Source organism: Microbacterium sp. LWH13-1.2, from assembly GCF_038397735.1.
Classification (GTDB): Bacteria; Actinomycetota; Actinomycetes; order Actinomycetales; family Microbacteriaceae; genus Microbacterium.
In genome coordinates this window covers 2,814,618-2,836,569 of sequence record NZ_CP151635.1, presented here as the reverse complement: position 1 = coordinate 2,836,569, position 21,952 = coordinate 2,814,618, and the positions used below count along the sequence as shown (strand labels likewise).

Below are 21,952 nucleotides of genomic sequence, written 5' to 3'. Positions count from 1 at the left end.
GGGAGCATCCGATCCTTGAGAACTCAACAGCGTGCACTTGTCAAATGCCAAATAACCTCGATTCAGCTTCGGCTGGATGAGATTCCTTTGGATCAAAGACCAACCTCCTTGTGGGGTTGGCAACGGATAAAGTCAGCAATGATTTGTCTCTTTGGTCAGCATCAAACTCGCTGCGTCACCGTTTTCCCGGTGTCGTATGCATTTCTTTTTTACGGAGAGTTTGATCCTGGCTCAGGATGAACGCTGGCGGCGTGCTTAACACATGCAAGTCGAACGGTGAACACGGAGCTTGCTCTGTGGGATCAGTGGCGAACGGGTGAGTAACACGTGAGCAACCTGCCCCTGACTCTGGGATAAGCGCTGGAAACGGCGTCTAATACTGGATACGAGTAGCGACCGCATGGTCAGTTACTGGAAAGATTTATTGGTTGGGGATGGGCTCGCGGCCTATCAGCTTGTTGGTGAGGTAATGGCTCACCAAGGCGTCGACGGGTAGCCGGCCTGAGAGGGTGACCGGCCACACTGGGACTGAGACACGGCCCAGACTCCTACGGGAGGCAGCAGTGGGGAATATTGCACAATGGGCGCAAGCCTGATGCAGCAACGCCGCGTGAGGGATGACGGCCTTCGGGTTGTAAACCTCTTTTAGCAGGGAAGAAGCGAAAGTGACGGTACCTGCAGAAAAAGCGCCGGCTAACTACGTGCCAGCAGCCGCGGTAATACGTAGGGCGCAAGCGTTATCCGGAATTATTGGGCGTAAAGAGCTCGTAGGCGGTTTGTCGCGTCTGCTGTGAAATCCGGAGGCTCAACCTCCGGCCTGCAGTGGGTACGGGCAGACTAGAGTGCGGTAGGGGAGATTGGAATTCCTGGTGTAGCGGTGGAATGCGCAGATATCAGGAGGAACACCGATGGCGAAGGCAGATCTCTGGGCCGTAACTGACGCTGAGGAGCGAAAGGGTGGGGAGCAAACAGGCTTAGATACCCTGGTAGTCCACCCCGTAAACGTTGGGAACTAGTTGTGGGGTCCATTCCACGGATTCCGTGACGCAGCTAACGCATTAAGTTCCCCGCCTGGGGAGTACGGCCGCAAGGCTAAAACTCAAAGGAATTGACGGGGACCCGCACAAGCGGCGGAGCATGCGGATTAATTCGATGCAACGCGAAGAACCTTACCAAGGCTTGACATATACGAGAACGGGCCAGAAATGGTCAACTCTTTGGACACTCGTAAACAGGTGGTGCATGGTTGTCGTCAGCTCGTGTCGTGAGATGTTGGGTTAAGTCCCGCAACGAGCGCAACCCTCGTTCTATGTTGCCAGCACGTAATGGTGGGAACTCATGGGATACTGCCGGGGTCAACTCGGAGGAAGGTGGGGATGACGTCAAATCATCATGCCCCTTATGTCTTGGGCTTCACGCATGCTACAATGGCCGGTACAAAGGGCTGCAATACCGCGAGGTGGAGCGAATCCCAAAAAGCCGGTCCCAGTTCGGATTGAGGTCTGCAACTCGACCTCATGAAGTCGGAGTCGCTAGTAATCGCAGATCAGCAACGCTGCGGTGAATACGTTCCCGGGTCTTGTACACACCGCCCGTCAAGTCATGAAAGTCGGTAACACCTGAAGCCGGTGGCCTAACCCTTGTGGAGGGAGCCGTCGAAGGTGGGATCGGTAATTAGGACTAAGTCGTAACAAGGTAGCCGTACCGGAAGGTGCGGCTGGATCACCTCCTTTCTAAGGAGCATCTGACTCTTCGGAGTCCAGAACCCAGTTCGAAGGCATACGTTCTTCGCTGGGAGCTCATGGGTGGAACATTTGACATGGTGCGAAGGATGAAGGTTTCTCTTAGTACACCGCTTGCGGTGGGAACGGGGAGGGCTTCGGATGTCGCACCTGCACGCTGTTGGGTCCTGAGGGACCGGATGCGATCTTCGGATCGTTTCTGTACCTCTGGGCCTCTTGTTGTTTCCCCCGTGTGGGGTGGCGAGAAGGGGTACCGCCCGTACTTTGAGAACTACACAGTGGACGCGAGCATCTTGCAGCCGGCTTCGGTCGGTTGCACAAGATGATCTTAAAGATCATTAGTCAATTTCATGCCAGGCTTTCGGGCCTGGTGTCGATTCTGATTCAAACTCATGTGATTTCAAGTCTTTAAGAGCAAACGGTGGATGCCTTGGCATCTGGAGCCGAAGAAGGACGTAGCAATCTGCGATAAGCCTCGGGGAACTGATAAGCAAGTTTTGATCCGAGGGTGTCCGAATGGGGAAACCCCGCTGGGCGGCGTGCCGACCTAGTGACTCCCGCCTGAATATATAGGGCGGGTAGAGGGAACGTGGGGAAGTGAAACATCTCAGTACCCACAGGAAGAGAAAGCAACCGCGATTCCGTTAGTAGTGGCGAGCGAAACCGGAACAGGCTAAACCTAGCGTGTGTGATAGCCGGCAGGCGTTGCACGTTGGGGGTTGTGGGACTTTTCAGTCATCTCTGCCGAGATGGCGGCGTTACACGATGGTATAGACGAACGGTCTTGAAAGGCCGGTCATAGAGGGTGCCAACCCCGTAGTCGAAATGCCAACCGTGGCGCGAAGAGTATCCCAAGTAGCACGGGGCCCGTGAAATCCCGTGTGAATCTGTCAGGACCACCTGATAAGCCTAAATACTCCCAGATGACCGATAGCGGACAAGTACCGTGAGGGAAAGGTGAAAAGTACCCCGGGAGGGGAGTGAAATAGTACCTGAAACCGTTTGCTTACAAACCGTTGGAGCAGCCTTAGTAGCTGTGACAGCGTGCCTTTTGAAGAATGAGCCTGCGAGTTAGCGATATGTGGCGAGGTTAACCCGTGTGGGGTAGCCGTAGCGAAAGCGAGTCTGAATAGGGCGATTCAGTCGCATGTCCTAGACCCGAAGCGAAGTGATCTATCCATGGCCAGGTTGAAGCGACGGTAAGACGTCGTGGAGGACCGAACCCACTTAGGTTGAAAACTGAGGGGATGAGCTGTGGATAGGGGTGAAAGGCCAATCAAACTTCGTGATAGCTGGTTCTCTCCGAAATGCATTTAGGTGCAGCGTTGCGTGTTTCTTGCCGGAGGTAGAGCTACTGGATGGCCGATGGGCCCTACAAGGTTACTGACGTCAGCCAAACTCCGAATGCCGGTAAGTGAGAGCGCAGCAGTGAGACTGTGGGGGATAAGCTTCATAGTCGAGAGGGAAACAACCCAGACCACCAACTAAGGTCCCAAAGCGCGTGCTAAGTGGGAAAGGATGTGGAGTTGCCTTGACAACCAGGAGGTTGGCTTAGAAGCAGCCACCCTTGAAAGAGTGCGTAATAGCTCACTGGTCAAGTGATTCCGCGCCGACAATGTAACGGGGCTCAAGCACGCCACCGAAGTTGTGGCATTGACATTATTGGTAGGCCTTCGTGGTCCAGCCGTGTTGATGGGTAGGAGAGCGTCGTGTGGCCAGCGAAGCGGCGGTGTAAACCAGCCGTGGAGGCTACACGAGTGAGAATGCAGGCATGAGTAGCGAAAGACGTGTGAGAAACACGTCCTCCGAAAGACCAAGGGTTCCAGGGTCAAGCTAATCTTCCCTGGGTAAGTCGGGACCTAAGGCGAGGCCGACAGGCGTAGTCGATGGACAACGGGTTGATATTCCCGTACCGGCGAAGAACCGCCCAAGCTAATCCAGTAGTGCTAAGTGTCTGAATCCCAGTGACTGATCCCTTCGGGGTGACGCTCTGGGCCTAGCGCACGACCCCATTCTGGTGCGGTTAGCGTATTAACAGGTGTGACGCAGGAAGGTAGTCCAAGCCAGGCGATGGTTGTCCTGGCGCAAGTGCGTAGGCCGAGAGATAGGCAAATCCGTCTCTCACATAGGCTGAGACACGATGCGGATAAAAAGTGGATGATCCTATGCTGCCAAGAAAAGCATCGACGCGAGGTTCTAGCCGCCCGTACCCCAAACCGACTCAGGTGGTCAGGTAGAGAATACCAAGGAGATCGAGAGAATCGTGGTTAAGGAACTCGGCAAAATGCCCCCGTAACTTCGGGAGAAGGGGGGCCTTCGACGTATTAGGACTTGCTCCGAAAGCGTTTGGAGGCCGCAGAGACTAGTGGGTAGCGACTGTTTACTAAAAACACAGGTCCGTGCCAAGTCGCAAGACGATGTATACGGACTGACGCCTGCCCGGTGCTGGAAGGTTAAGAGGACCGGTTAGCCGCAAGGCGAAGCTGAGAATTTAAGCCCCAGTAAACGGCGGTGGTAACTATAACCATCCTAAGGTAGCGAAATTCCTTGTCGGGTAAGTTCCGACCTGCACGAATGGCGTAACGACTTCCCAACTGTCTCAACCGCGAACTCGGCGAAATTGCATTACGAGTAAAGATGCTCGTTACGCGCAGCAGGACGGAAAGACCCCGTGACCTTTACTACAGCTTGGTATTGGTGTTCGGTGTGGCTTGTGTAGGATAGGTGGGAGACTGTGAAGCATGGACGCCAGTTCATGTGGAGTCATTGTTGAAATACCACTCTGGTCACTCTGGATATCTAACTTCGAACCGTAATCCGGTTCAGGGACAGTGCCTGGTGGGTAGTTTAACTGGGGCGGTTGCCTCCCAAAAAGTAACGGAGGCGCCCAAAGGTTCCCTCAACCTGGTTGGCAATCAGGTGTCGAGTGTAAGTGCACAAGGGAGCTTGACTGTGAGACTGACAGGTCGAGCAGGGACGAAAGTCGGGACTAGTGATCCGGCAGTGGCTTGTGGAAGCGCTGTCGCTCAACGGATAAAAGGTACCTCGGGGATAACAGGCTGATCTTGCCCAAGAGTCCATATCGACGGCATGGTTTGGCACCTCGATGTCGGCTCGTCGCATCCTGGGGCTGGAGTAGGTCCCAAGGGTTGGGCTGTTCGCCCATTAAAGCGGTACGCGAGCTGGGTTTAGAACGTCGTGAGACAGTTCGGTCCCTATCCGCTGCGCGCGTAGGAAATTTGAGAGGATCTGACCCTAGTACGAGAGGACCGGGTTGGACGAACCTCTGGTGTGTCAGTTGTTCCGCCAGGAGCACCGCTGATTAGCTACGTTCGGGATGGATAACCGCTGAAAGCATCTAAGCGGGAAGCCGGCCTCAAGATGAGATTTCCATACCTTCGGGTGAGAGGCTCCCAGCCAGACTACTGGGTTGATAGGCCAGATGTGGAAGTGCAGTAATGCATGCAGCTGACTGGTACTAATAAGCCGATGACTTGATAACACACCGTTTGTTGGTGCTACGCGTCCACTGAGTGGTTCTCGATGTACGGTCGAGAACCGCATGACAATGACTTTGTTATGTGTTTTGATTGAAACATCTATAGTGTTTCGGCGGCCATAGCGTGAGGGAAACGCCCGGTTACATTCCGAACCCGGAAGCTAAGCCTCACAGCGCCGATGGTACTGCAGGGGGGACCCTGTGGGAGAGTAGGACACCGCCGGACTTCTTTTACACAGAAAAGCCACCCAATGCTGGGTGGCTTTTCTGCGTTAACGTACATTTGCACGCTGTCGCGTCCGAACGCCAACGTGCACTCGCGATGTCGTGGCAGACGCAGGCCGACCTTCACGTCAGCGTTTCAGGCGGGACTCGAGCACCGCGGCAGTCTCGATCACGGCATCTGCGAGAGTGCGCTCATCGAGCTCACCGCCCGCCCAGGTCACCGCGACTGCGGCCACAGGCCAACCGGCGTGATCGCGGACGACGGCGCCGACGCTGCGCAGTCCGTCGGCCACCTCGCTGTCCTCGGTCGCATAGCCGCGTTCCCTCACGATGCGCAGCAGCTCACGCAGCTCACCCGGCTTTCGCGGACCGAGTCCCGTGCGGTCCGGGAATGCTGATGCGCTCGGATACAGCGCACGGACCTGTTCGCGGGGGAGAGCAGCCAGCATCGCCCGCCCCGAGGCGGTCAGATGCGCGGGCAGACGGACGCCGACATCCGTGACGAGAGCCTGCCTCCGCGGCGCGCGCTCCTCGACGATGTAGAGCACGTCGCCGCCACTCATCACCGCCAGGTGGGTGCTCTCGCCGAGGCGATCCGAGAGAGCGGCGACGAGCGGCCGCCCGATCCGCGCAAGCGGCTGCTGGCGGGCGTATCCCCCGGCGAGCTCGAAAGCCGAGGTGCCGAGGCCCCAGCGCCGATCCTCTCTCATGTGCAACACGAAACCGTGCGCCGCGAGGGTCGTGAGCAGGTGGTACACCGTCGACCGTGGCAGCTCGAGCTCGCGGGCGATCGCCGAGGCGGCGACGGGTGCAGGGCGTCCCGCCAGATAGCTCAGGATCCGCAGGGTGTTCTGGGCCGCCGGCACCTGGGCGACGGTCTCGTTCGTGTCTGGGATCACAGACACAGGATCGCACGATCGCCTGTCGCGCGCGACCTGTCGGGTGTGGAATCGAGACATGAGCGAACTGCCCTCCGTCCTCGTCGGCGATGCCCCCCTGAACCACGCCGAGGTCGTCGCGGTCGCCCGCCATGGCGCCCCGGTCACCATCAGCTCCGAGGCCCTAGTCAGGGTCGCCGAGACCCGGCGGGTCATCGACGGACTCGCGGCCGACCCGCACCCGCACTACGGGGTGTCCACCGGCTTCGGCGCACTCGCGACGACCTTCATCGCACCTGACCGCCGCCTTCAACTGCAGGCGAGCCTGATCCGGTCGCACGCCGCCGGTACCGGCGCCGAGGTCGAGCGCGAGGTCGTGCGCGGCCTGCAGCTGCTTCGGCTGCAGACGCTCTGCTCTGGCCGCACGGGTGTTCGCCCCATGGTGGTCGAGACGTATGCGGGGCTGCTCAACGCGGGCATCACCCCGGTCGTGCGCGAATACGGTTCGCTCGGATGCTCCGGAGATCTCGCTCCGCTCGCGCATATCGCGCTCGCGACGATGGGAGAGGGCGACGTCCGTGACGCCGAGGGAGCGCTCATCCCGGCATCCGATGCTCTGGCCGCCGCCGGCATCGAGCCGCTCACCCTCGTCGAGAAAGAGGGGCTCGCCCTCATCAACGGCACTGACGGGATGCTCGGGATGCTCGTCCTGGCGCTGCACGATCTCGAGACGCTGCTGCTCACCGCCGACATGGCCGCGGCGATGTCGGTTGAGTCGCAGCTCGGCACGGATGCCGTGTTCGCGGCCGATCTCATGTCGCTGCGCCCGCAGGCGGGGCAAGCCGTATCCGCAGCCCACCTGCGGTCGTTCCTCGGCGACTCGCCCATCGTGCACAGTCACAAGGGCCCGGAGGACGGCCGTGTGCAGGACGCCTACTCGCTGCGCTGCTCGCCGCAGGTGCACGGAACCGCGCGCGACACCATGGGCTATGCGTCGATGATCGCCGACCGTGAACTCGCGAGCGTGATCGACAACCCCGTGATCACCGTCGATGGCCGCATCGAGTCCAACGGCAACTTCCACGGAGCGCCGGTCGCTGCTGTCCTCGACTTCCTCGCGATCTCGGTCGCCGATGTCGCCTCGATCTCGGAGCGTCGAACCGACCGCGCCCTCGACCCCGCGCGCAGTCACGGCCTGCCGCCCTTCCTCGCCGATGAGGTCGGTGTCGACTCGGGTCTGATGATCGCGCAGTACGCCGCGGCGGGGATCGTGTCGGAGCTCAAGCGCCTCGCCGTTCCGGCATCCGTCGACTCCATCCCGTCGTCGGCGATGCAGGAAGACCACGTGTCGATGGGGTGGGCGGCGGCCCGCAAACTCCGCCGCGCCCTCGACGGACTGGGCCGCGTGCTCGCGATCGAGATCCTCACCGGAGCCCGCGCCCTCGACCTGCGCGCGCCGCTGCAGGCGGGGCCTGCGACCGGCGCCGTGCGCGATCTCGTGCGCACCGTCGCCGCGGGTCCCGGACCCGACCGCTTCCTCTCACCAGACATGGAGGCCGTGACCGCACTCGTGCAGTCCGGCGCCGTCGCCCGCATCGCAAAGGAGCACGCGAATGACTGACACCACGACACCCGCCGGACCCCGCACGGTCCGCGCCGCCCGCGGCAACCAGCGCACCGCCAAGAGCTGGGGTGCGGAAGCGGCCAAGCGGATGCTCATGAACAACCTCGATCCCGAGGTCGCCGAGCATCCCGAAGACCTCGTCGTGTACGGCGGCACCGGCAAGGCGGCGCGCAGCTGGGAGGCATACGACGCGATCGTCCGCACGCTCGACGAACTGGAGCCCGACGAGACGCTGCTCGTGCAGTCGGGCAAGCCGGTCGGCGTCTTCCGTACGCACGAGTGGGCACCCCGCGTGCTGATCGCCAACTCGAACCTCGTGGGCGATTGGGCGACCTGGCCCGAATTCCGCAAGCTCGAAGAGCTCGGTCTGATCATGTACGGCCAGATGACCGCGGGTTCGTGGATCTACATCGGAACCCAGGGCATTCTGCAGGGCACCTATGAGACCTTCGCGGCCGTCGCCCGCTCGCTCGGACGGGACTCGCTCAAGGGCACGCTGACCCTCACCGGCGGCGCCGGCGGCATGGGCGGCGCGCAGCCGCTCGCCGTCACGCTCAACGACGGCGTCGTGCTGATCGTCGATGTCGACGAGTCGCGCCTCGCACGCCGGGTAGAGCACGGATACCTCGACGAGTACACGACCGACCTCGACGCGGCCGTCGCCCGGGCCGTCGCAGCGAAACAGGCCGGCGAAGCGCTCTCGGTCGGCGTCGTCGGCAACGCGGCCGAGGTCTTCCCCGAGCTGCTGCGCCGGGGCGTTCCGATCGACATCGTCACCGACCAGACCAGCGCTCACGATCCGCTCGCCTACCTGCCGGTGGGCATCTCGGTCGCCGACTGGAAGGCCGAGGCCGAACAGGATGCCGAGAAGTTCACCCGCCGCTCTCGTGAGTCGATGGCGCAGCACGTGGCGGCGATGGTCGCGTTCCAGGATGCCGGGGCCGCGGTCTTCGACTACGGCAACTCGATCCGGGCCGAGGCGCAGCTGGGCGGCTTCGACCGGGCTTTCGAGTTCCCCGGCTTCGTTCCGGCATACATCCGGCCGCAGTTCGAAGAGGGGCGCGGACCCTTCCGCTGGGCAGCTCTCTCGGGTGACCCGGAGGACATCTACAGAACCGACCGTGCGATCGCCGAGCTCTTCCCCGAAGACAAGGCGCTGCACCGGTGGCTCGAGAAGGCGGGCTCGACCGTGCACTTCGAGGGACTCCCTGCCCGCATCTGCTGGCTCGGCTACAAGGAGCGCCACCTCGCCGGCCTCAAGTTCAACGAGATGGTCGCCTCCGGTGAGCTGTCGGCGCCGATCGTGATCGGTCGGGACCACCTCGACTCCGGTTCCGTGGCCTCGCCGTACCGCGAGACCGAGGCCATGAAGGACGGATCGGATGCGATCGCCGACTGGCCGCTGCTGAACGCGCTGCTCAACACGGCATCCGGCGCGTCGTGGGTGTCGCTGCACCACGGCGGCGGCGTCGGCATCGGCCGCTCGATCCATGCAGGCCAGGTCAGCGTCGCGGACGGTTCGGCGCTCGCCGCCGAGAAGCTCGAGCGCGTGCTGACGAACGACCCGGGCACCGGAGTCATGCGCCACGTCGACGCCGGATACGAGCACGCTCGCGACATCGCCCGCGAGCGCGGCCTGAAGGTGCCGATGCTGTGAGCACCTCGCTGATCACGAACATCGGAGAGCTGACCACCAACGTCGGCTCACCGGATGGAGACCGCTTCGGCACGCTGCACGATGCGGCCGTGCTGATCGACGGCGGACGGATCGCCTGGGTCGGCTCGGCGGATGCCGCACCCGTGGCCGACGAGATCATCGACGCCGGTGGTCGCGCGGTCATCCCCGGGTTCGTCGACAGCCACAGCCACCTCGTGTTCGGCGGGGACCGCGCCGCCGAATTCGAGGCGCGGATGGCGGGGCAGAAGTACGCCGCGGGTGGCATCCGCTCGACCGTCGCCGCGACGGCAGCGGCGAGCGACGACGAGCTGCGCGCCCGCCTGCGCGGGTTCATGGACGAGCTGCTCGCGCAGGGCACCACGACGGTCGAGATCAAGAGCGGATACGGGCTGAGCGTCGCGGATGAGGAGCGCCTCGTGCGACTGGCTGCCGAGGTCACGCCGGAGGTCACGTTCCTCGGGGCGCACGTCGTGCCGGCCGAGTACGCCGACCGTGCCGACGAGTACGTCGATCTGGTCACGGGGCCGATGCTCGACGCCTGTGCCCCGCATTCGAAGTGGATCGACGTGTTCTGCGAGACCGGCGCCTTCTCGGTCGAGCAGTCGCGGCGGGTGCTCGAGGCCGGTGCCGCGAAGGGGCTCATTCCCCGAGTGCACGCGAGCCAGCTCGGCCCGGGCGACGGGGTGCGGCTCGCCGTCGAGCGCGGCGCGGCCTCCATCGATCACGGCACCTACCTGACCGACGGCGACATCGCGGCGCTCGCCGGGTCCACCACCGTTCTCACCCTGCTGCCGGGCGTCGAGTTCTCGACCAGGCAGCCGTATCCCGACGCACGACGACTGATCGATGCGGGCGTCACGGTAGCACTCGCCTGCGACACGAACCCCGGTTCGAGCTTCACGTCATCGATGCCGTTCTGCATCGCGATCGCGGTGCGCGACATGGGCATGACCCCCGCCGAGGCCGTGTGGGCGGCGACCGCCGGAGGCGCTCGGGCGCTGCGACGCGATGACGTCGGCGTGATCGCGGTGGGAGCGCGCGCAGACCTCGTGCTGTTGAAGGCACCCACGCGAATCCATCTCGCGTATCGACCGGGGGTTCCGCTCGTCGATCGGGTCTGGAAGGACGGTGTCGCGGTCTTCACCGCACCGTCGACGGCACGAGGAACGGAGAACCATGGCCCTCTCGCACGATGACCTCTGGCCGCGCGCCGGATCCTGGCCTGCCTTCGCCGTCGGCGACGATGCGGATGCCGTACTGCTCGGGGTTCCGACGTGGCGCACCTCGCTGTCGCCGACAGGTGCGCATGCGACGCCCGCCGCGGTCCGCGAGGCCCTGACGCGGTACAGCGCCACGCTCATGGGTTCGCCGGTCGTCGATCTCGGTGAGGCGCTGCGCGTGCTCGACGCCGGGGATGTGGTCGAGCCTGACGGCGAGGCCGGCATCGCGGCGAGCGTCGCACGCGTGCACGAGCTCGCCGAATCCGCGCGTCTCGTGATCGCACTCGGGGGCGACAACGCTCTGACGTACCCGGTCGCGCGGGGAGCCGGGGCCACCGGGCTGATCACGATCGATGCGCACTTCGACCTGCGCGACGGTGTGTCGAACGGCTCACCTGTGCGGCGGCTGATCGAGGATGCCCCGGACAGCGAGCGGATCGACCCGACACGGATCGTGCAGATCGGCATCGCGGACTTCGCGAACTCCGCCGCTTATGCGGCCCGCGCCGCCGAGTGGGGCATCCGCGTGATCACGCTCGACGAGGTGCGGCGCCGCGGGATCGATGACGTGGTCGCCGAGGCGACGAGCATCGCGGGAAGCGGCGCGGACGCCCGCATCCATCTCGATGTCGACGTCGACGCCGCCGATCGGGCCGCAGCGCCCGGGTGTCCGGCGAGCGTTCCCGGCGGGTTCGCCGCGTGGGAGCTGCGCGCGCTCGTCCGCTCGATCGTCGCGGATCCTCGCGTGGTGAGCGCTGACATCGCCGAGGTCGACGCGACGGCCGACACCGATGACATGCGCACGGTCAGGCTCGCGGCCCTCTGCGTGCTCGAGATGCTCGCGGGCCTCGCCATGCGCTGACCGCGGCGATGACTGCGACGCCTGACGTTCATCGCGACTTCGTCATCACGAAGGTCAGGAGACCGGCCAGGCCGAGCAGTCCGGCGACTCTACGATGGAGCCATGGATGCTGTGGACACCCTCGCCCTCGTCGGCGAGGTGCTGTCGTGGGTGGGGTTGGGGATCGGGCTGCCGCTGCTCCTGCTGGCCACGCTGATCCGTGCGATCGAAGGCCCGTGGCGCAGCATCGAGATCGCGATCGTCGAGCGGGACGGCTCCGTGTTCGCCCGCTGGTTCGCCGGGGGCGACTTTCACGAGAGGCCGCTGCGGCGAGACGAGTTCGCGGCCCCGGATGAGGGCTGGGCTGCGGGGGTCGTCAGTGCGAACGATCCCGCGCGCGCTCGTGTGGGGGATCCGCCGCATCTGCGCCGGGTCATCATGACGTTGGGGAGCGTCTTCGTCGGCGTGGGCGTGATCGGCCTCGTCGGATCCTTGCTGCCCCTGTTCCTCTGACCGGAACGTCAGGTGGACGATCCCTCTCGTGTGGCGACCCCGATCGCGCGGACGGTCGCTGCGGCGAGCAGTCCCACGGCCGGGATGATGTTGAGGCTCAGCCCTGGTTGCAACACCGTCGCGACGGTCAGCAGGACTGCCGCGAGGATTCCCAGAACCCACGAGAGCGGCCCGACCGGCAGAAGGCTGAGCAGCCCCGTCGCGATGCCGAGCACGCTGACGAGGGCCGCAGGGCCGACCGCCTCGAGCCAGTACTCGGTGCCCGTCATGGGTGCGTACTGATCCTGAACCTGCGTCGCCGACCCGTGCCAGGTCAGCCCGAGAACCCACGCGGTAGACAGGGCTGCGAGGATCACGAGCGCCGGACGCGCCTGTCGAGAGGGGCGGACGAGCAGAGCGATGAGGCAACCGGAGAGCACGACAGCGAGCCACCCGATGGCGAGGATGCCTGCGAAGCCGAGGTATCCGATCCCGTCGCTGCAGATCCAGGTGCCCGCTCCCTCGGAGCCTGGGGGCTGCATCCCGCAGTTATGGTGCAGCTGCTCCCGCACGAGATCCAGGGCGGGGCTGGCGAGGATGAAGGCGATGATGCCGCTGACGAGCATGGACAGCGCGGCAACGACTCGCTGCCAAGAACGCCCACCCGTGCGCCTGTGGCCTGAAATGGTGAATGCGTCATCGGCGGCCATAGGTGAGGACCCTAGCAACTGCGCCTGATGCGGGGCTGGCGGACTACGCGCCCGTGATCATCCAGATCTGAGGTGATGAGGTCATGCAGTGATCGTAGTTCTCGGCCGCGGGGCGGGTCCTCAGAGGCCGGCAGCCTTCTCCAGCTGCGTGAGTCGCTCGCCCGGGCTCCCCGTGAGCGTCACGATCGGCGGCCCATCACCGGCACGTTCCAGGTCGTCGAGCGCATCGAGAAGGGCGCTCTCCATAGCTTCTCGGAGCTCCGGGTCCTCGTCGTCGGGAACGTCGATCGGGTGCCGCGCATCCAGCGCTACGACGGCGATCAGATCGATGTGGGTCAGCGACGACTCGACCAGCTCCTGCGCCCGCGAGAGCAGGGCGCCGTCACCGCGCCCCAGCATCTCGAGCGCAGTGAGGTAGGCGAGGAAGTCCACAGGGCCGCGTTCCGAGATGACGGAGCCCTCGCCCGCAGTCTCTCGCAGGCGGGAGACCGTGACGCGGAGCTGCGCGACGAAGCTGGCCGCGCCAGTCGGCGCCTCCGACTCGATGTCGTCGAAAGGGTCGCCGAGCACCGAGTATTCGGGATGAGCTGCGTGGAATTCGGAGATCAGCGTGCTCTTGCCGCTCGCGTGCGTGCCCGACACCGCGATCCGCACGCGTCAGACCCCGGGGATCAGCAGGTGCGCGATGGTGAAGATCGCGAGGCCCGCGAGCGCGCCGACGAACGTGCCGTTGAGGCGGATGTACTGCAGGTCGCGGCCGACCATGAGCTCGATCTTCTCGGTTGTCTCGACGGGGTCCCATCGCTCGACGGTGTCGGTGATGATCGACGCGATGTCGTGGCGGTAGCGGTCGACGAGGAACACGGCCGCATCCGACACCCACGTGTCGACGCGGCGCTGCAGCGCGGCATCCGTCGTCAGTCGCTCGCCGATCTCCTGCAGAGCCTGCGCCGCGCGCACCCGCAGCCCGCTCTCGGGGTCGGCGAGGGCGGTGAGCAGTCCGTTCTTCGCGGTGTTCCACGCCTCGGCGGCGAGGGCGCCGACCCTAGGGCTGTCGAACAGCGACGACTTCGCGTTCTCGAGCTTCGCCCTGGTCTCCGGGTCGTTCTGCAGGCTGTCGGCCAGGCGGGCGAGGTAGCCGTCGACGGCGATGCGCGCGGGATGCTTCGGGTCGGCCTGCACCGCACGCACGAACTTCACGGCCTCGTTGTAGGCGGTGTCGTCGACGAAGCGGTGCGCGAGCTTCGGCACCCACCCCGGGAGCCGCCGCGAGATGAGCCCCGAGAACGACTCGGCGTTGGCGTCCAGCCAGCGCGCGATGCTGTCGGCCGCGAGGTCGACCGCTCCGTGGTGAGCATCCGCCTCGACGATCTTCTCGAGCCAAGCACCGGCGGGCGGGCCCCACTCGGGGGAGACGAGGTGCTCACGGGCCAGGTCGGTGATGAGGTCGCGCACGTCGTCGTCGCTGAGAGCGTTGAGCACGGCGGTCGCGATCGTCGCGCCCTCCGCGCCGACACGCTCGGCGTGGGCGGGCGCTCGCAGCCACTCCCCGGCGCGCTTCGCGATCGCGGTGCTGGCGAGCTTGGTGCGCACGACGCTCGCCTCGAGGAAGTTCGTCTCGACGAACTCGCCCAGCGTGCGGCCGATCTCGTCCTTGCGATTCGGGATGATCGCCGTGTGCGGGATCGGCAGGCCGAGCGGGCGCCGGAAGAGCGCCGTCACCGCGAACCAGTCGGCGAGCGCGCCGACCATTCCGCCCTCGGCGGCGGCACGCACGTAGCCGAGCCACGGCTGCCGCTCCTGGAACGCGAACGCGATCACGAACACGACCGCCATGAAGATCAGTGCCCCGAGGGCCACCGCCTTCATCCGTCGAAGAGCGCGAAGTCGTACCTGGTCTGCGGGCGACAGGAGCGCCATCGGTGTTCGCGGCATGACGTCATCCTTTCACGCGCGTTACCCTCGAAGCGTGATCGAAGACATCAAGAAGCGCGCCCTGCACCGCACCAGCATCCTCGAGGGTCAGATGCGCGGCGTCGCGCGGATGATCGAGAACGAGGAGTACTGCATGGACATCATCACGCAGTCCCGCGCGATCCAGCGGTCACTGGAGTCGTTGAACCGTCTGCTGCTCGAGAACCATCTGCGCACTCACGTGACGCACATGTTCGACGAGGGCGGGGAGGAGCGCGACAAGGCTGTCGCCGAGCTTCTCAAGGCGTTCGACTTCGACCGCAAGTAGGGCAGGTCCCGTCGCGCTCCTCTCGCGTCACCGCTTCCCGTCGAAGACCTCGCCCTCCATGGCGTCGTAGCCCTCGGCCTGCGGGTCGCCGTGGGAGCCGCCGGAGAGTGCGTACTCCTCTTCGGGGGAGAGCACGAGGCGGTGCCGGAAGAACAGTCCGAACCCGAGCAGGATGATCGCGTAGACGATCGCGATCGCGATGATCGCGGGACCGAACGTCGGGTTCAGCAGGAAGCCGACGAAGATCAGCGCGGCGATCACGAGCGCGATGACCGCACCCGGGATGCCCCACGGGCTGACGTACGGACGGGCGACGTTCGGGAACTTCCTGCGCAGGATGATGAACGACACGAGCTGCAGTCCGTAGGCGACGACCGCGCCCCACACCGCGATGTTCAGCACGATCGCACCGGCGACAGTTCCCGCGCCCTCGGAGTCGACCGCGGTGAGCACGTCGAGCACGATCAGGGCGACGAAGCCGATTGCGGCACCCACGGTGAGGGCGACCCACGGCGTCTGGCGCTTGCCGGTGAGCGAGAGGAAGCGCGGGTAGTACCCGGCGCGGGACAGCGAGTACATGTTGCGTCCGTAGGCGAACATGATGCCCTGCAGCGAGGCGAGCAGGCCGATGAGGGCGAACAGGGCCAGCACGGCGGCGAGCTGGTCGCCCACGATCGCGCGGAAGCCATCGAGCAGAGGTTCGCCCGCGGTGCCGGTGGCCTCGGCGCCGATCACGCCGGTGTTGAGGAACAGCACCAGGAGTCCGGTGACGATCAGCGTGCCGCGGGCCCAGAAACCCGCCTTCGGGATGTCACGGGTCGGGTTGTGCGACTCCTCGGCGGCGAGCGGCAGCTCTTCGATACCGAGGAAGAACCACATCGCGAACGGCAGAGCGAACAGGATCGGCAGGACGCCGTGCGGGAGGAATGCGGTCTGGCCCTCATCGGGGACGATGTCCCACAGGGCATCCCACGAGAACGCACCCGAGAAGATCGCCATCGCGGAGAAGACCAGGATGATGCCGATCGAGATCACCGAGACGACGATCGCGAAGCGGAATGAGATCGCAGCCCCCGCGGAGTTCAGGGCGATGAAGACGATGTAGAGGATGAGGTACCAGGCCCACCCGGGAAGTTCGAGGCCGAGCAGCTCGCTCGTGATGCCGTTGGCATACGACGCCGAGAAGTAGACGATCACCGCTGTGGTGGCGACGTACTCGATGGTCTCGGCGGCTCCGGTGACGAGGCCACCCCATGGACCCATTGCGGAGCGCGCGAACGAGTACGCGCCCCCGGTGTGCGGCATCGCGGCCGCCATCTCGCCGATCGCGAAGATCATGCCGTAGTACATCGCGACGAGGATCGCGAAGGCGATGAGCATCCCGCCGAAGCCTGCGAAGTCGATGCCGAAGTTCCAGCCCGAGAAGTCGCCCGAGATCACCGCGGCGACCGCGAGACCCCACAGACCCCAGACTCCGGCGGACCTCTTCAGGGTCCGTTTCTCGAAATAGTCACTCCCGGCGCGTGTATAGGTCGCTCCGGCGACCTTGCGGGATTCATTGCTCTGCTGGGACATCCGCTCTCCGTTCGCATGCGTGCAGGCGCCGGGTGCACCTTGCGGACGATTGTGACAGTCAATGGTGGTTTCGTCTACCTTTAAACGCGAAGGTGATCTACTCTGATGGCGAAGCCGGTCGGCCGATCGCTTCACCGCACGAGGACGGAGCGTCAGATGTCGGGCAACCTGAGCATCGAACAGCTGGATGCCGGCATCGCCGCCGGCGAGATCGACACGGTGATCGTGGCCTTCGCGGATGCGCAGGGGCGGCTGGTCGGCAAACGCGTGTCGGCGCGGCTGTTCCAGGAGGACATCCTGGCTCACGGAGCCGAGGCCTGCGACTACCTGCTGTCGGTCGACGTCGACATGAACACGGTCGACGGTTACGCGATGTCGGGCTGGGACCGCGGCTACGGCGACATGGTGCTCAAGCCCGACGTCGAGACTATGCGCAACATCCCGTGGCTCGACGGCACCGCGTTGGTCATGGCCGACCTCGTCTGGCAGAACGGCGAACCGGTCGGACCCTCGCCCCGCGCGATCCTCGATCGCCAGCGCGACCGCCTCGCCGAGCGCGGCTGGACCGCCTACTCGGGCACGGAGCTCGAGTTCATCGTCTTCGACAACACCTACCGCGACGCCTGGGCGCGCAAGTACGAGGGCCTGACGCCCGCGACCGACTACAACGTCGACTACAACCTGCTCGCCTCGACCCGCATGGAGCCGCTGCTGCGCGACATCCGCAACAGCATGGACGGCGCAGGGCTCTACTGCGAGGGCGTGAAGGGCGAGTGCAACTTCGGTCAGCAGGAGATCGCCTTCCGCTATGCCGAGGTGCGAGAGACCGCCGACCAGCATGCGATCTACAAGAACGGGGCGAAGGAGATCGCCGAGCAGCACGGCCAGGCGCTCACGTTCATGGCCAAGTTCAACGAGCGCGAGGGCAACAGCTGCCACATCCACCTGTCTCTGCGCGACCAGTCGGGCGCTCCCGTCATGGCGGGAGACGGCGAGCACGGCTTCAGCCCGGTGATGGAGCACTGGATCGCCGGCATCCTCGCCACGCTCCGCGAGTTCACGCTGCTGCTCGCGCCGAACATCAACTCGTACAAGCGGTTCGCGAAGGGCAGCTTCGCCCCGACGGGAGTCGCCTGGGGCATCGACAACCGCACGTGCGCGCTGCGCGTGGTCGGGTCGGGCTCGGGTCTGCGCGTCGAGAATCGCGTGCCCGGGGGAGACGTGAACCCGTACCTGGCGATCTCGGCGATCATCGCGGGCGGTCTGCACGGCATCGAGAACGAGCTTCCGCTGCCCGAGCGGTTCACCGGCAACGCCTATGAGGCGGGAGTCGACCATCTGCCGACGACCCTGCGCGAGGCGGCGAAGCTCTTCAGCGAGTCGGCCATCGCGCGGGCCGCTTTCGGCGACGACGTGGTCGAGCACTACCTGAACCAGGCCCGCATCGAGGTGGAAGCCTACGACGCGGCCGTCACCGACTGGGAGCGCATCCGTGGCTTCGAGCGCCTCTGACCCCGCGCCGCTGATCGGCGTCACGACGTACCTGGAGCGCGCGCAGCAGGGAGTGTGGGATGTGCGGGCGGCTTTCCTGCCCGAGCAGTACCTCACGAGCGTGACCTCGGTCGGCGGTATCGCGCTTCTGCTTCCGCCCCAGGACCCGGATGCCGCGGACGCGGCGATCTCGGGCATGCACGGCCTCGTGCTCTCCGGCGGTGCTGACGTCGCCCCCGAGCTGTACGGCGAGGACCGGCATCCGCTCACCGACCCCGCCCGCGTCGACCGTGATGCATGGGAGCTCGCCCTGTTCCGGGCGGCGGAGCGCCGTGGCATCCCGGTGCTCGCGATCTGCCGCGGTCTGCAGCTCGTGAACGTCGCCCGCGGCGGCACCCTGCAGCAGCACCTGCCCGAATCACTCGGCACCGAGAAGTACCGCATCGGCGGCGGCGTCTTCGCCGAGAACGACGTCGAGGTGTCGACCGACACTCCGCTCGCCGAGATCATCGGCGAGACCGAGATGCGCGTGCACAGCTACCACCACCAGGGCGTCGGTCGCCTCGGCGACGGTCTCGTGGCGGCGGCGCACTCCGACGACGGACTCGTGCAGGCCTTCGTCGACACCTCGGCCGGCCACATCGTCGGCGTCCAATGGCACCCGGAGGAGAACGCCGAGGATCGGCGGCTCTTCACCGATCTCGTCGCACAGGCCCGCGCGTTCGCCGCGCGGCGGAAGGAGGACGCCCGATGAGCGCGTTCACAGTCATCAACCCCTCGACCGGCGCAGCGATCCGCGAGATCGCGCGTGCCGACGTCGCAGAGACGGATGCCGCGATCGCGCGTGCCATCGCGGCCCAGCGCCGGTGGGCGGCGCTCGCCCCGGTCGCTCGGGCCGATGCCCTCCGCGCGTTCGCTCGCACGGTCGAGGCCGCGGTCGAAGAGCTCGCCCAGCTCGAAGTGCTGAACTCCGGACATCCGATCGGTTCCGCCCGATGGGAGGCGGGTCACGTCGCCCAGGTGCTCAACTACTACTCCGCCGACCCCGAGCGGCTGTCCGGCCGGCAGATCCCGGTGGCCGGCGGACTCGACGTCACCTTCCACGACCCCTACGGCGTGGTCGGTGTCATCGTGCCGTGGAACTTCCCGATGACCATCGCCGCCTGGGCGTTCGCGCCGGCGCTCGCCGCGGGCAACGCCGTCGTGCTGAAGCCCGCCGAGCTCACCCCTCTCACGGCCATCCGCCTCGGTGAGCTCGCCCTCGAAGCGGGTCTTCCCGAAGGGCTGTTCGAGGTCGTCACCGGGTCGGGTTCGGTCGTCGGACAGCGGCTCGTCGAGCATCCGGATGTCCGCAAGGTCGTGTTCACCGGGTCGACCGAGGTCGGCATCGAGGTCGCGGCCGGATGCGCTCGAGCGCTCAAGCCCGTCACGCTGGAGCTCGGTGGCAAGAGCGCCAACATCGTCTTCGCCGACGCGGACCTCGAGAAGGCCGTCGCGGCGGTTCCTGGCTCCGTGTTCGACAACGCGGGTCAGGATTGCTGTGCCCGCAGCCGGCTGCTGGTGCAGCGATCGGTGTACGACCGATTCCTCGAACTGCTCGAGCCGGCGGTCGCTGCGTGGCGAGTAGGAGACCCGTCGAGCGCCGACACCGATATGGGGCCGCTCATCTCGGCGGCGCACCGCGACACGGTGTCGGGGTTCCTCGACGACGCGAACATCGCCTTCCGGGGGAGCGCACCCCAGGGCGACGGCTTCTGGTTCGCGCCCGCCGTGGTGCTCGCCGATCCGTCCGACCGCATCGCCCAGCAGGAGGTGTTCGGCCCGGTCGTCGCGGTGATGCCGTTCGACGACGAGGCCGATGCGATCCGCCTCGCGAACGACACCGCCTACGGCCTCGCCGGCTCGATCTGGACCGAGAGCCTCGGCCGCGCCGTGCGTGTCTCGCGCGGAGTGCAGAGCGGCGTGCTGTCGGTGAACTCGCACTCGTCGGTGCGATACGCGACGCCGTTCGGCGGCATGAAGGCCTCAGGCCTCGGGCGGGAGCTCGGACCGGATGCCGCCGAGCACTTCACCGAGACGAAGAACGTCTTCTTCGCGACCGACGAATCCTGACCCGCATCCCACCCTGCAACGGAGAACACACATGACCATCGATCTGACCCAGCGCCTCAAGGACCGCGTCGCCATCATCACCGGAGGCGCGAGCGGAATCGGGTTCGCCACGGCCCAGCGCTTCGCCGCAGAAGGCGCGTTCGTCGTCATCGCCGACGTCGATCCCGCCACGGGCGAGAAAGCGGCAGCCGAGGTCGGCGGAGCCTTCCGTCCCGTCGACGTCGCCGACGAGACGAAGGTCAACGCGCTCTTCGACGGCGTCGCCGCGGAGTTCGGCCGCATCGACATCGCCTTCAACAATGCGGGCATCTCACCGGCGGACGACGACTCGATCGAGACGACCGAGCTGCCGGCCTGGGATCGCGTGCAGGACGTCAACCTCAAGAGCGTGTACCTCTGCAGCCGAGCAGCGCTTCGTCACATGGTGCCGGCGGGCCGAGGATCGATCATCAACACCGCATCCTTCGTCGCCCTGCTGGGGTCTGCGACCTCGCAGATCAGCTACACCGCGTCGAAGGGGGGAGTGCTCGCGATGTCCCGCGAGCTCGGTGTGCAGTTCGCCCGACAGGGGGTGCGCGTGAACGCTCTGTGCCCCGGACCCGTCAACACCCCGCTGCTGCAGGAGCTCTTCGCCAAAGACCCCGAGCGCGCACAGCGCCGACTCGTGCACGTGCCGATGGGGCGCTTCGCGGAGCCGTCGGAGCTGGCCGCCGCCGTGGCCTTCCTCGCCTCGGACGACTCGTCGTTCATCACCGCCAGCGCCTTCGTCGTCGACGGCGGCATCACCAACGCCTACGTCACCCCGCTGTGAGACCCGCACACCGCGCTGTGACAGGGTGAGAGCATGAGCGAGCACACCGCGGACGGCGACCTGGTGGAGGTCCGTCGCGCGGTCTATCGGCCGCTGCGACGGGGCAACGCCCTGGAGGACACGGTGGCGCGACTGGTGCAGACGATCCGTCTCGGCGTGGTCGCTCCGGGGGAGTCGCTGCCCCCGGAGCGCGAGCTCGCCGCCTCGTTCGAGGTGAGCCGCGACACCGTACGCGAGGCGATCCGCGAGCTCGCCGACGCCGGCTACCTGATCGCGCGGCGCGGCCGCTACGGCGGCACGTTCGTCGCGGATCCGCTGCCGCAGCCCGCGGAGTCCGTCGGGGTGACCGTGGCGGAGCTGGATGACGTGCTCGGGCTGCGCCGTGTGCTCGAGACCGGTGCCGCACGGGCTGCCGCGAGCCGTTCGCTGGACGCGGCGATCAGGGCGGATCTGTGGGCGCGCCACGAAGCCGCGCTCCCGGCCGGACCCGACGAGTACCGCCGCCTGGACACCCTGTTCCATCTCGCGATCGCCGAGGCCGCCGGCATCCCCTCGCTGGTCGCGCTCGCGGCGGAGAACCGAGCCGATGTGAACGCCTGGCTCGACACGTTCCCCCTCATGCCGCGCAACATCCAGCACTCCGGCGAGCAGCACGAGCGCATCGTCACCGCGATCCTCGCCGGCCGCCCCGAGGCCGCCGAGGACGCGATGCGCGATCATCTCGCCGGCTCTGAGGCACTGCTCCGCGGCTTCCTGGTCTGAACCCGCGCAGCAGCGGCTGCACCTCACGGCACCGTCAGCTCACAGGGCTG

The 21,952-nt window shown here is 65.6% G+C and carries 16 protein-coding genes and 3 rRNA genes; 14 read left to right on the top strand and 5 right to left on the bottom strand.

All coding sequences use genetic code 11. The features are described 5' to 3' along the window. Positions 1-208 precede the first annotated feature (208 nt). From MRBLWH13_RS13690 to rrf, 3 genes are all read left to right on the top strand, one after another. Positions 209-1,733 (top strand): 16S ribosomal RNA (locus MRBLWH13_RS13690). 407 nt (positions 1,734-2,140) lie between these two features. Further along, a 23S ribosomal RNA gene (locus MRBLWH13_RS13685) occupies positions 2,141-5,244 on the top strand. A gap of 106 nt (positions 5,245-5,350) precedes the next feature. Beyond that, a 5S ribosomal RNA gene (gene rrf / locus MRBLWH13_RS13680) occupies positions 5,351-5,467 on the top strand. The 16S, 23S and 5S rRNA genes sit together here, the layout of an rRNA operon. 127 nt (positions 5,468-5,594) lie before the next feature. Here the strand turns inward: rrf and MRBLWH13_RS13675 are convergent. Then, positions 5,595-6,332, bottom strand: a complete 738-nt coding sequence (locus tag MRBLWH13_RS13675) for an IclR family transcriptional regulator (protein ID WP_341958320.1) — start codon at positions 6,330-6,332, stop codon at positions 5,595-5,597. Between the two features lie 91 nt (positions 6,333-6,423). Here MRBLWH13_RS13675 and hutH point away from each other — a divergent pair, with 91 nt between their 5' ends. From hutH to MRBLWH13_RS13650, 5 genes are all read left to right on the top strand, one after another. Beyond that, positions 6,424-7,965: a histidine ammonia-lyase gene (gene hutH / locus MRBLWH13_RS13670; RefSeq protein ID WP_341955502.1), complete on the top strand. Its 1,542-nt coding sequence runs from the start codon at positions 6,424-6,426 to the stop codon at positions 7,963-7,965. Next, positions 7,958-9,625: a urocanate hydratase gene (gene hutU, locus MRBLWH13_RS13665; protein ID WP_341955501.1), complete on the top strand. Its 1,668-nt coding sequence runs from the start codon at positions 7,958-7,960 to the stop codon at positions 9,623-9,625. The genes hutH and hutU overlap by 8 nt, the downstream gene beginning before the upstream one ends. After that, positions 9,622-10,842: an imidazolonepropionase gene (hutI, locus tag MRBLWH13_RS13660; RefSeq protein WP_341955500.1), complete on the top strand. Its 1,221-nt coding sequence runs from the start codon at positions 9,622-9,624 to the stop codon at positions 10,840-10,842. Before hutU ends, hutI begins: the two co-directional genes overlap by 4 nt. Continuing rightward, a complete protein-coding gene (locus MRBLWH13_RS13655; protein WP_341955499.1) occupies positions 10,823-11,728 on the top strand; it encodes an arginase family protein in 906 nt (301 codons plus the stop codon). Before hutI ends, MRBLWH13_RS13655 begins: the two co-directional genes overlap by 20 nt. A gap of 102 nt (positions 11,729-11,830) precedes the next feature. After that, positions 11,831-12,220, top strand: coding sequence for a hypothetical protein (locus tag MRBLWH13_RS13650; RefSeq protein WP_341955498.1), 390 nt, complete (start codon positions 11,831-11,833; stop codon positions 12,218-12,220). 8 nt (positions 12,221-12,228) lie between these two features. Here MRBLWH13_RS13650 and MRBLWH13_RS13645 read toward each other — a convergent pair whose 3' ends face one another. The 3 genes from MRBLWH13_RS13645 to MRBLWH13_RS13635 form a co-directional block, all read right to left on the bottom strand. Continuing rightward, a complete protein-coding gene (locus MRBLWH13_RS13645; RefSeq protein ID WP_341955497.1) occupies positions 12,229-12,825 on the bottom strand; it encodes a hypothetical protein in 597 nt (198 codons plus the stop codon). A 204-nt stretch (positions 12,826-13,029) separates the two neighbouring features. Continuing rightward, positions 13,030-13,551 carry an AAA family ATPase gene (locus tag MRBLWH13_RS13640; RefSeq protein WP_341955496.1) on the bottom strand — a complete coding sequence of 174 codons (522 nt, stop codon included), beginning with the start codon at positions 13,549-13,551 and terminating at the stop codon, positions 13,030-13,032. A 15-nt stretch (positions 13,552-13,566) separates the two neighbouring features. Then, positions 13,567-14,844, bottom strand: coding sequence for a DUF445 family protein (locus MRBLWH13_RS13635; RefSeq protein ID WP_341955495.1), 1,278 nt, complete (start codon positions 14,842-14,844; stop codon positions 13,567-13,569). A gap of 34 nt (positions 14,845-14,878) precedes the next feature. Between MRBLWH13_RS13635 and MRBLWH13_RS13630 the strand changes: the two genes are divergently transcribed. Beyond that, positions 14,879-15,151, top strand: a complete 273-nt coding sequence (locus MRBLWH13_RS13630; RefSeq protein WP_056517673.1) for a metal-sensitive transcriptional regulator — start codon at positions 14,879-14,881, stop codon at positions 15,149-15,151. Between the two features lie 27 nt (positions 15,152-15,178). Here the strand turns inward: MRBLWH13_RS13630 and MRBLWH13_RS13625 are convergent, their stop codons facing one another. Next, positions 15,179-16,726 (bottom strand): amino acid permease, encoded by a 1,548-nt coding sequence (locus tag MRBLWH13_RS13625; RefSeq protein WP_341955494.1) that lies wholly within the window; start codon positions 16,724-16,726, stop codon positions 15,179-15,181. Positions 16,727-16,882: 156 nt separating this feature from the next. Here MRBLWH13_RS13625 and MRBLWH13_RS13620 point away from each other — a divergent pair, with 156 nt between their 5' ends. The 5 genes from MRBLWH13_RS13620 to MRBLWH13_RS13600 are packed head-to-tail and all read left to right on the top strand — an operon-like array spanning position 16,883 to position 21,902. Further along, on the top strand, positions 16,883-18,238 hold the full coding sequence (locus MRBLWH13_RS13620; RefSeq protein WP_341955493.1) for a glutamine synthetase family protein: 1,356 nt from the start codon (positions 16,883-16,885) through the stop codon (positions 18,236-18,238). Continuing rightward, positions 18,219-18,971 (top strand): gamma-glutamyl-gamma-aminobutyrate hydrolase family protein, encoded by a 753-nt coding sequence (locus tag MRBLWH13_RS13615; RefSeq protein WP_341955492.1) that lies wholly within the window; start codon positions 18,219-18,221, stop codon positions 18,969-18,971. Before MRBLWH13_RS13620 ends, MRBLWH13_RS13615 begins: the two co-directional genes overlap by 20 nt. Further along, complete coding sequence (locus MRBLWH13_RS13610) at positions 18,968-20,329, top strand: aldehyde dehydrogenase family protein (protein ID WP_341955491.1); 1,362 nt, start codon at positions 18,968-18,970, stop codon at positions 20,327-20,329. The genes MRBLWH13_RS13615 and MRBLWH13_RS13610 overlap by 4 nt, the downstream gene beginning before the upstream one ends. Before the next feature lie 31 nt (positions 20,330-20,360). Further along, on the top strand, positions 20,361-21,140 hold the full coding sequence (locus MRBLWH13_RS13605; RefSeq protein ID WP_050722693.1) for a 3-oxoacyl-ACP reductase: 780 nt from the start codon (positions 20,361-20,363) through the stop codon (positions 21,138-21,140). A 33-nt stretch (positions 21,141-21,173) separates the two neighbouring features. Next, positions 21,174-21,902 carry a GntR family transcriptional regulator gene (locus MRBLWH13_RS13600; RefSeq protein WP_341955490.1) on the top strand — a complete coding sequence of 243 codons (729 nt, stop codon included), beginning with the start codon at positions 21,174-21,176 and terminating at the stop codon, positions 21,900-21,902. Positions 21,903-21,952 lie beyond the last annotated feature (50 nt).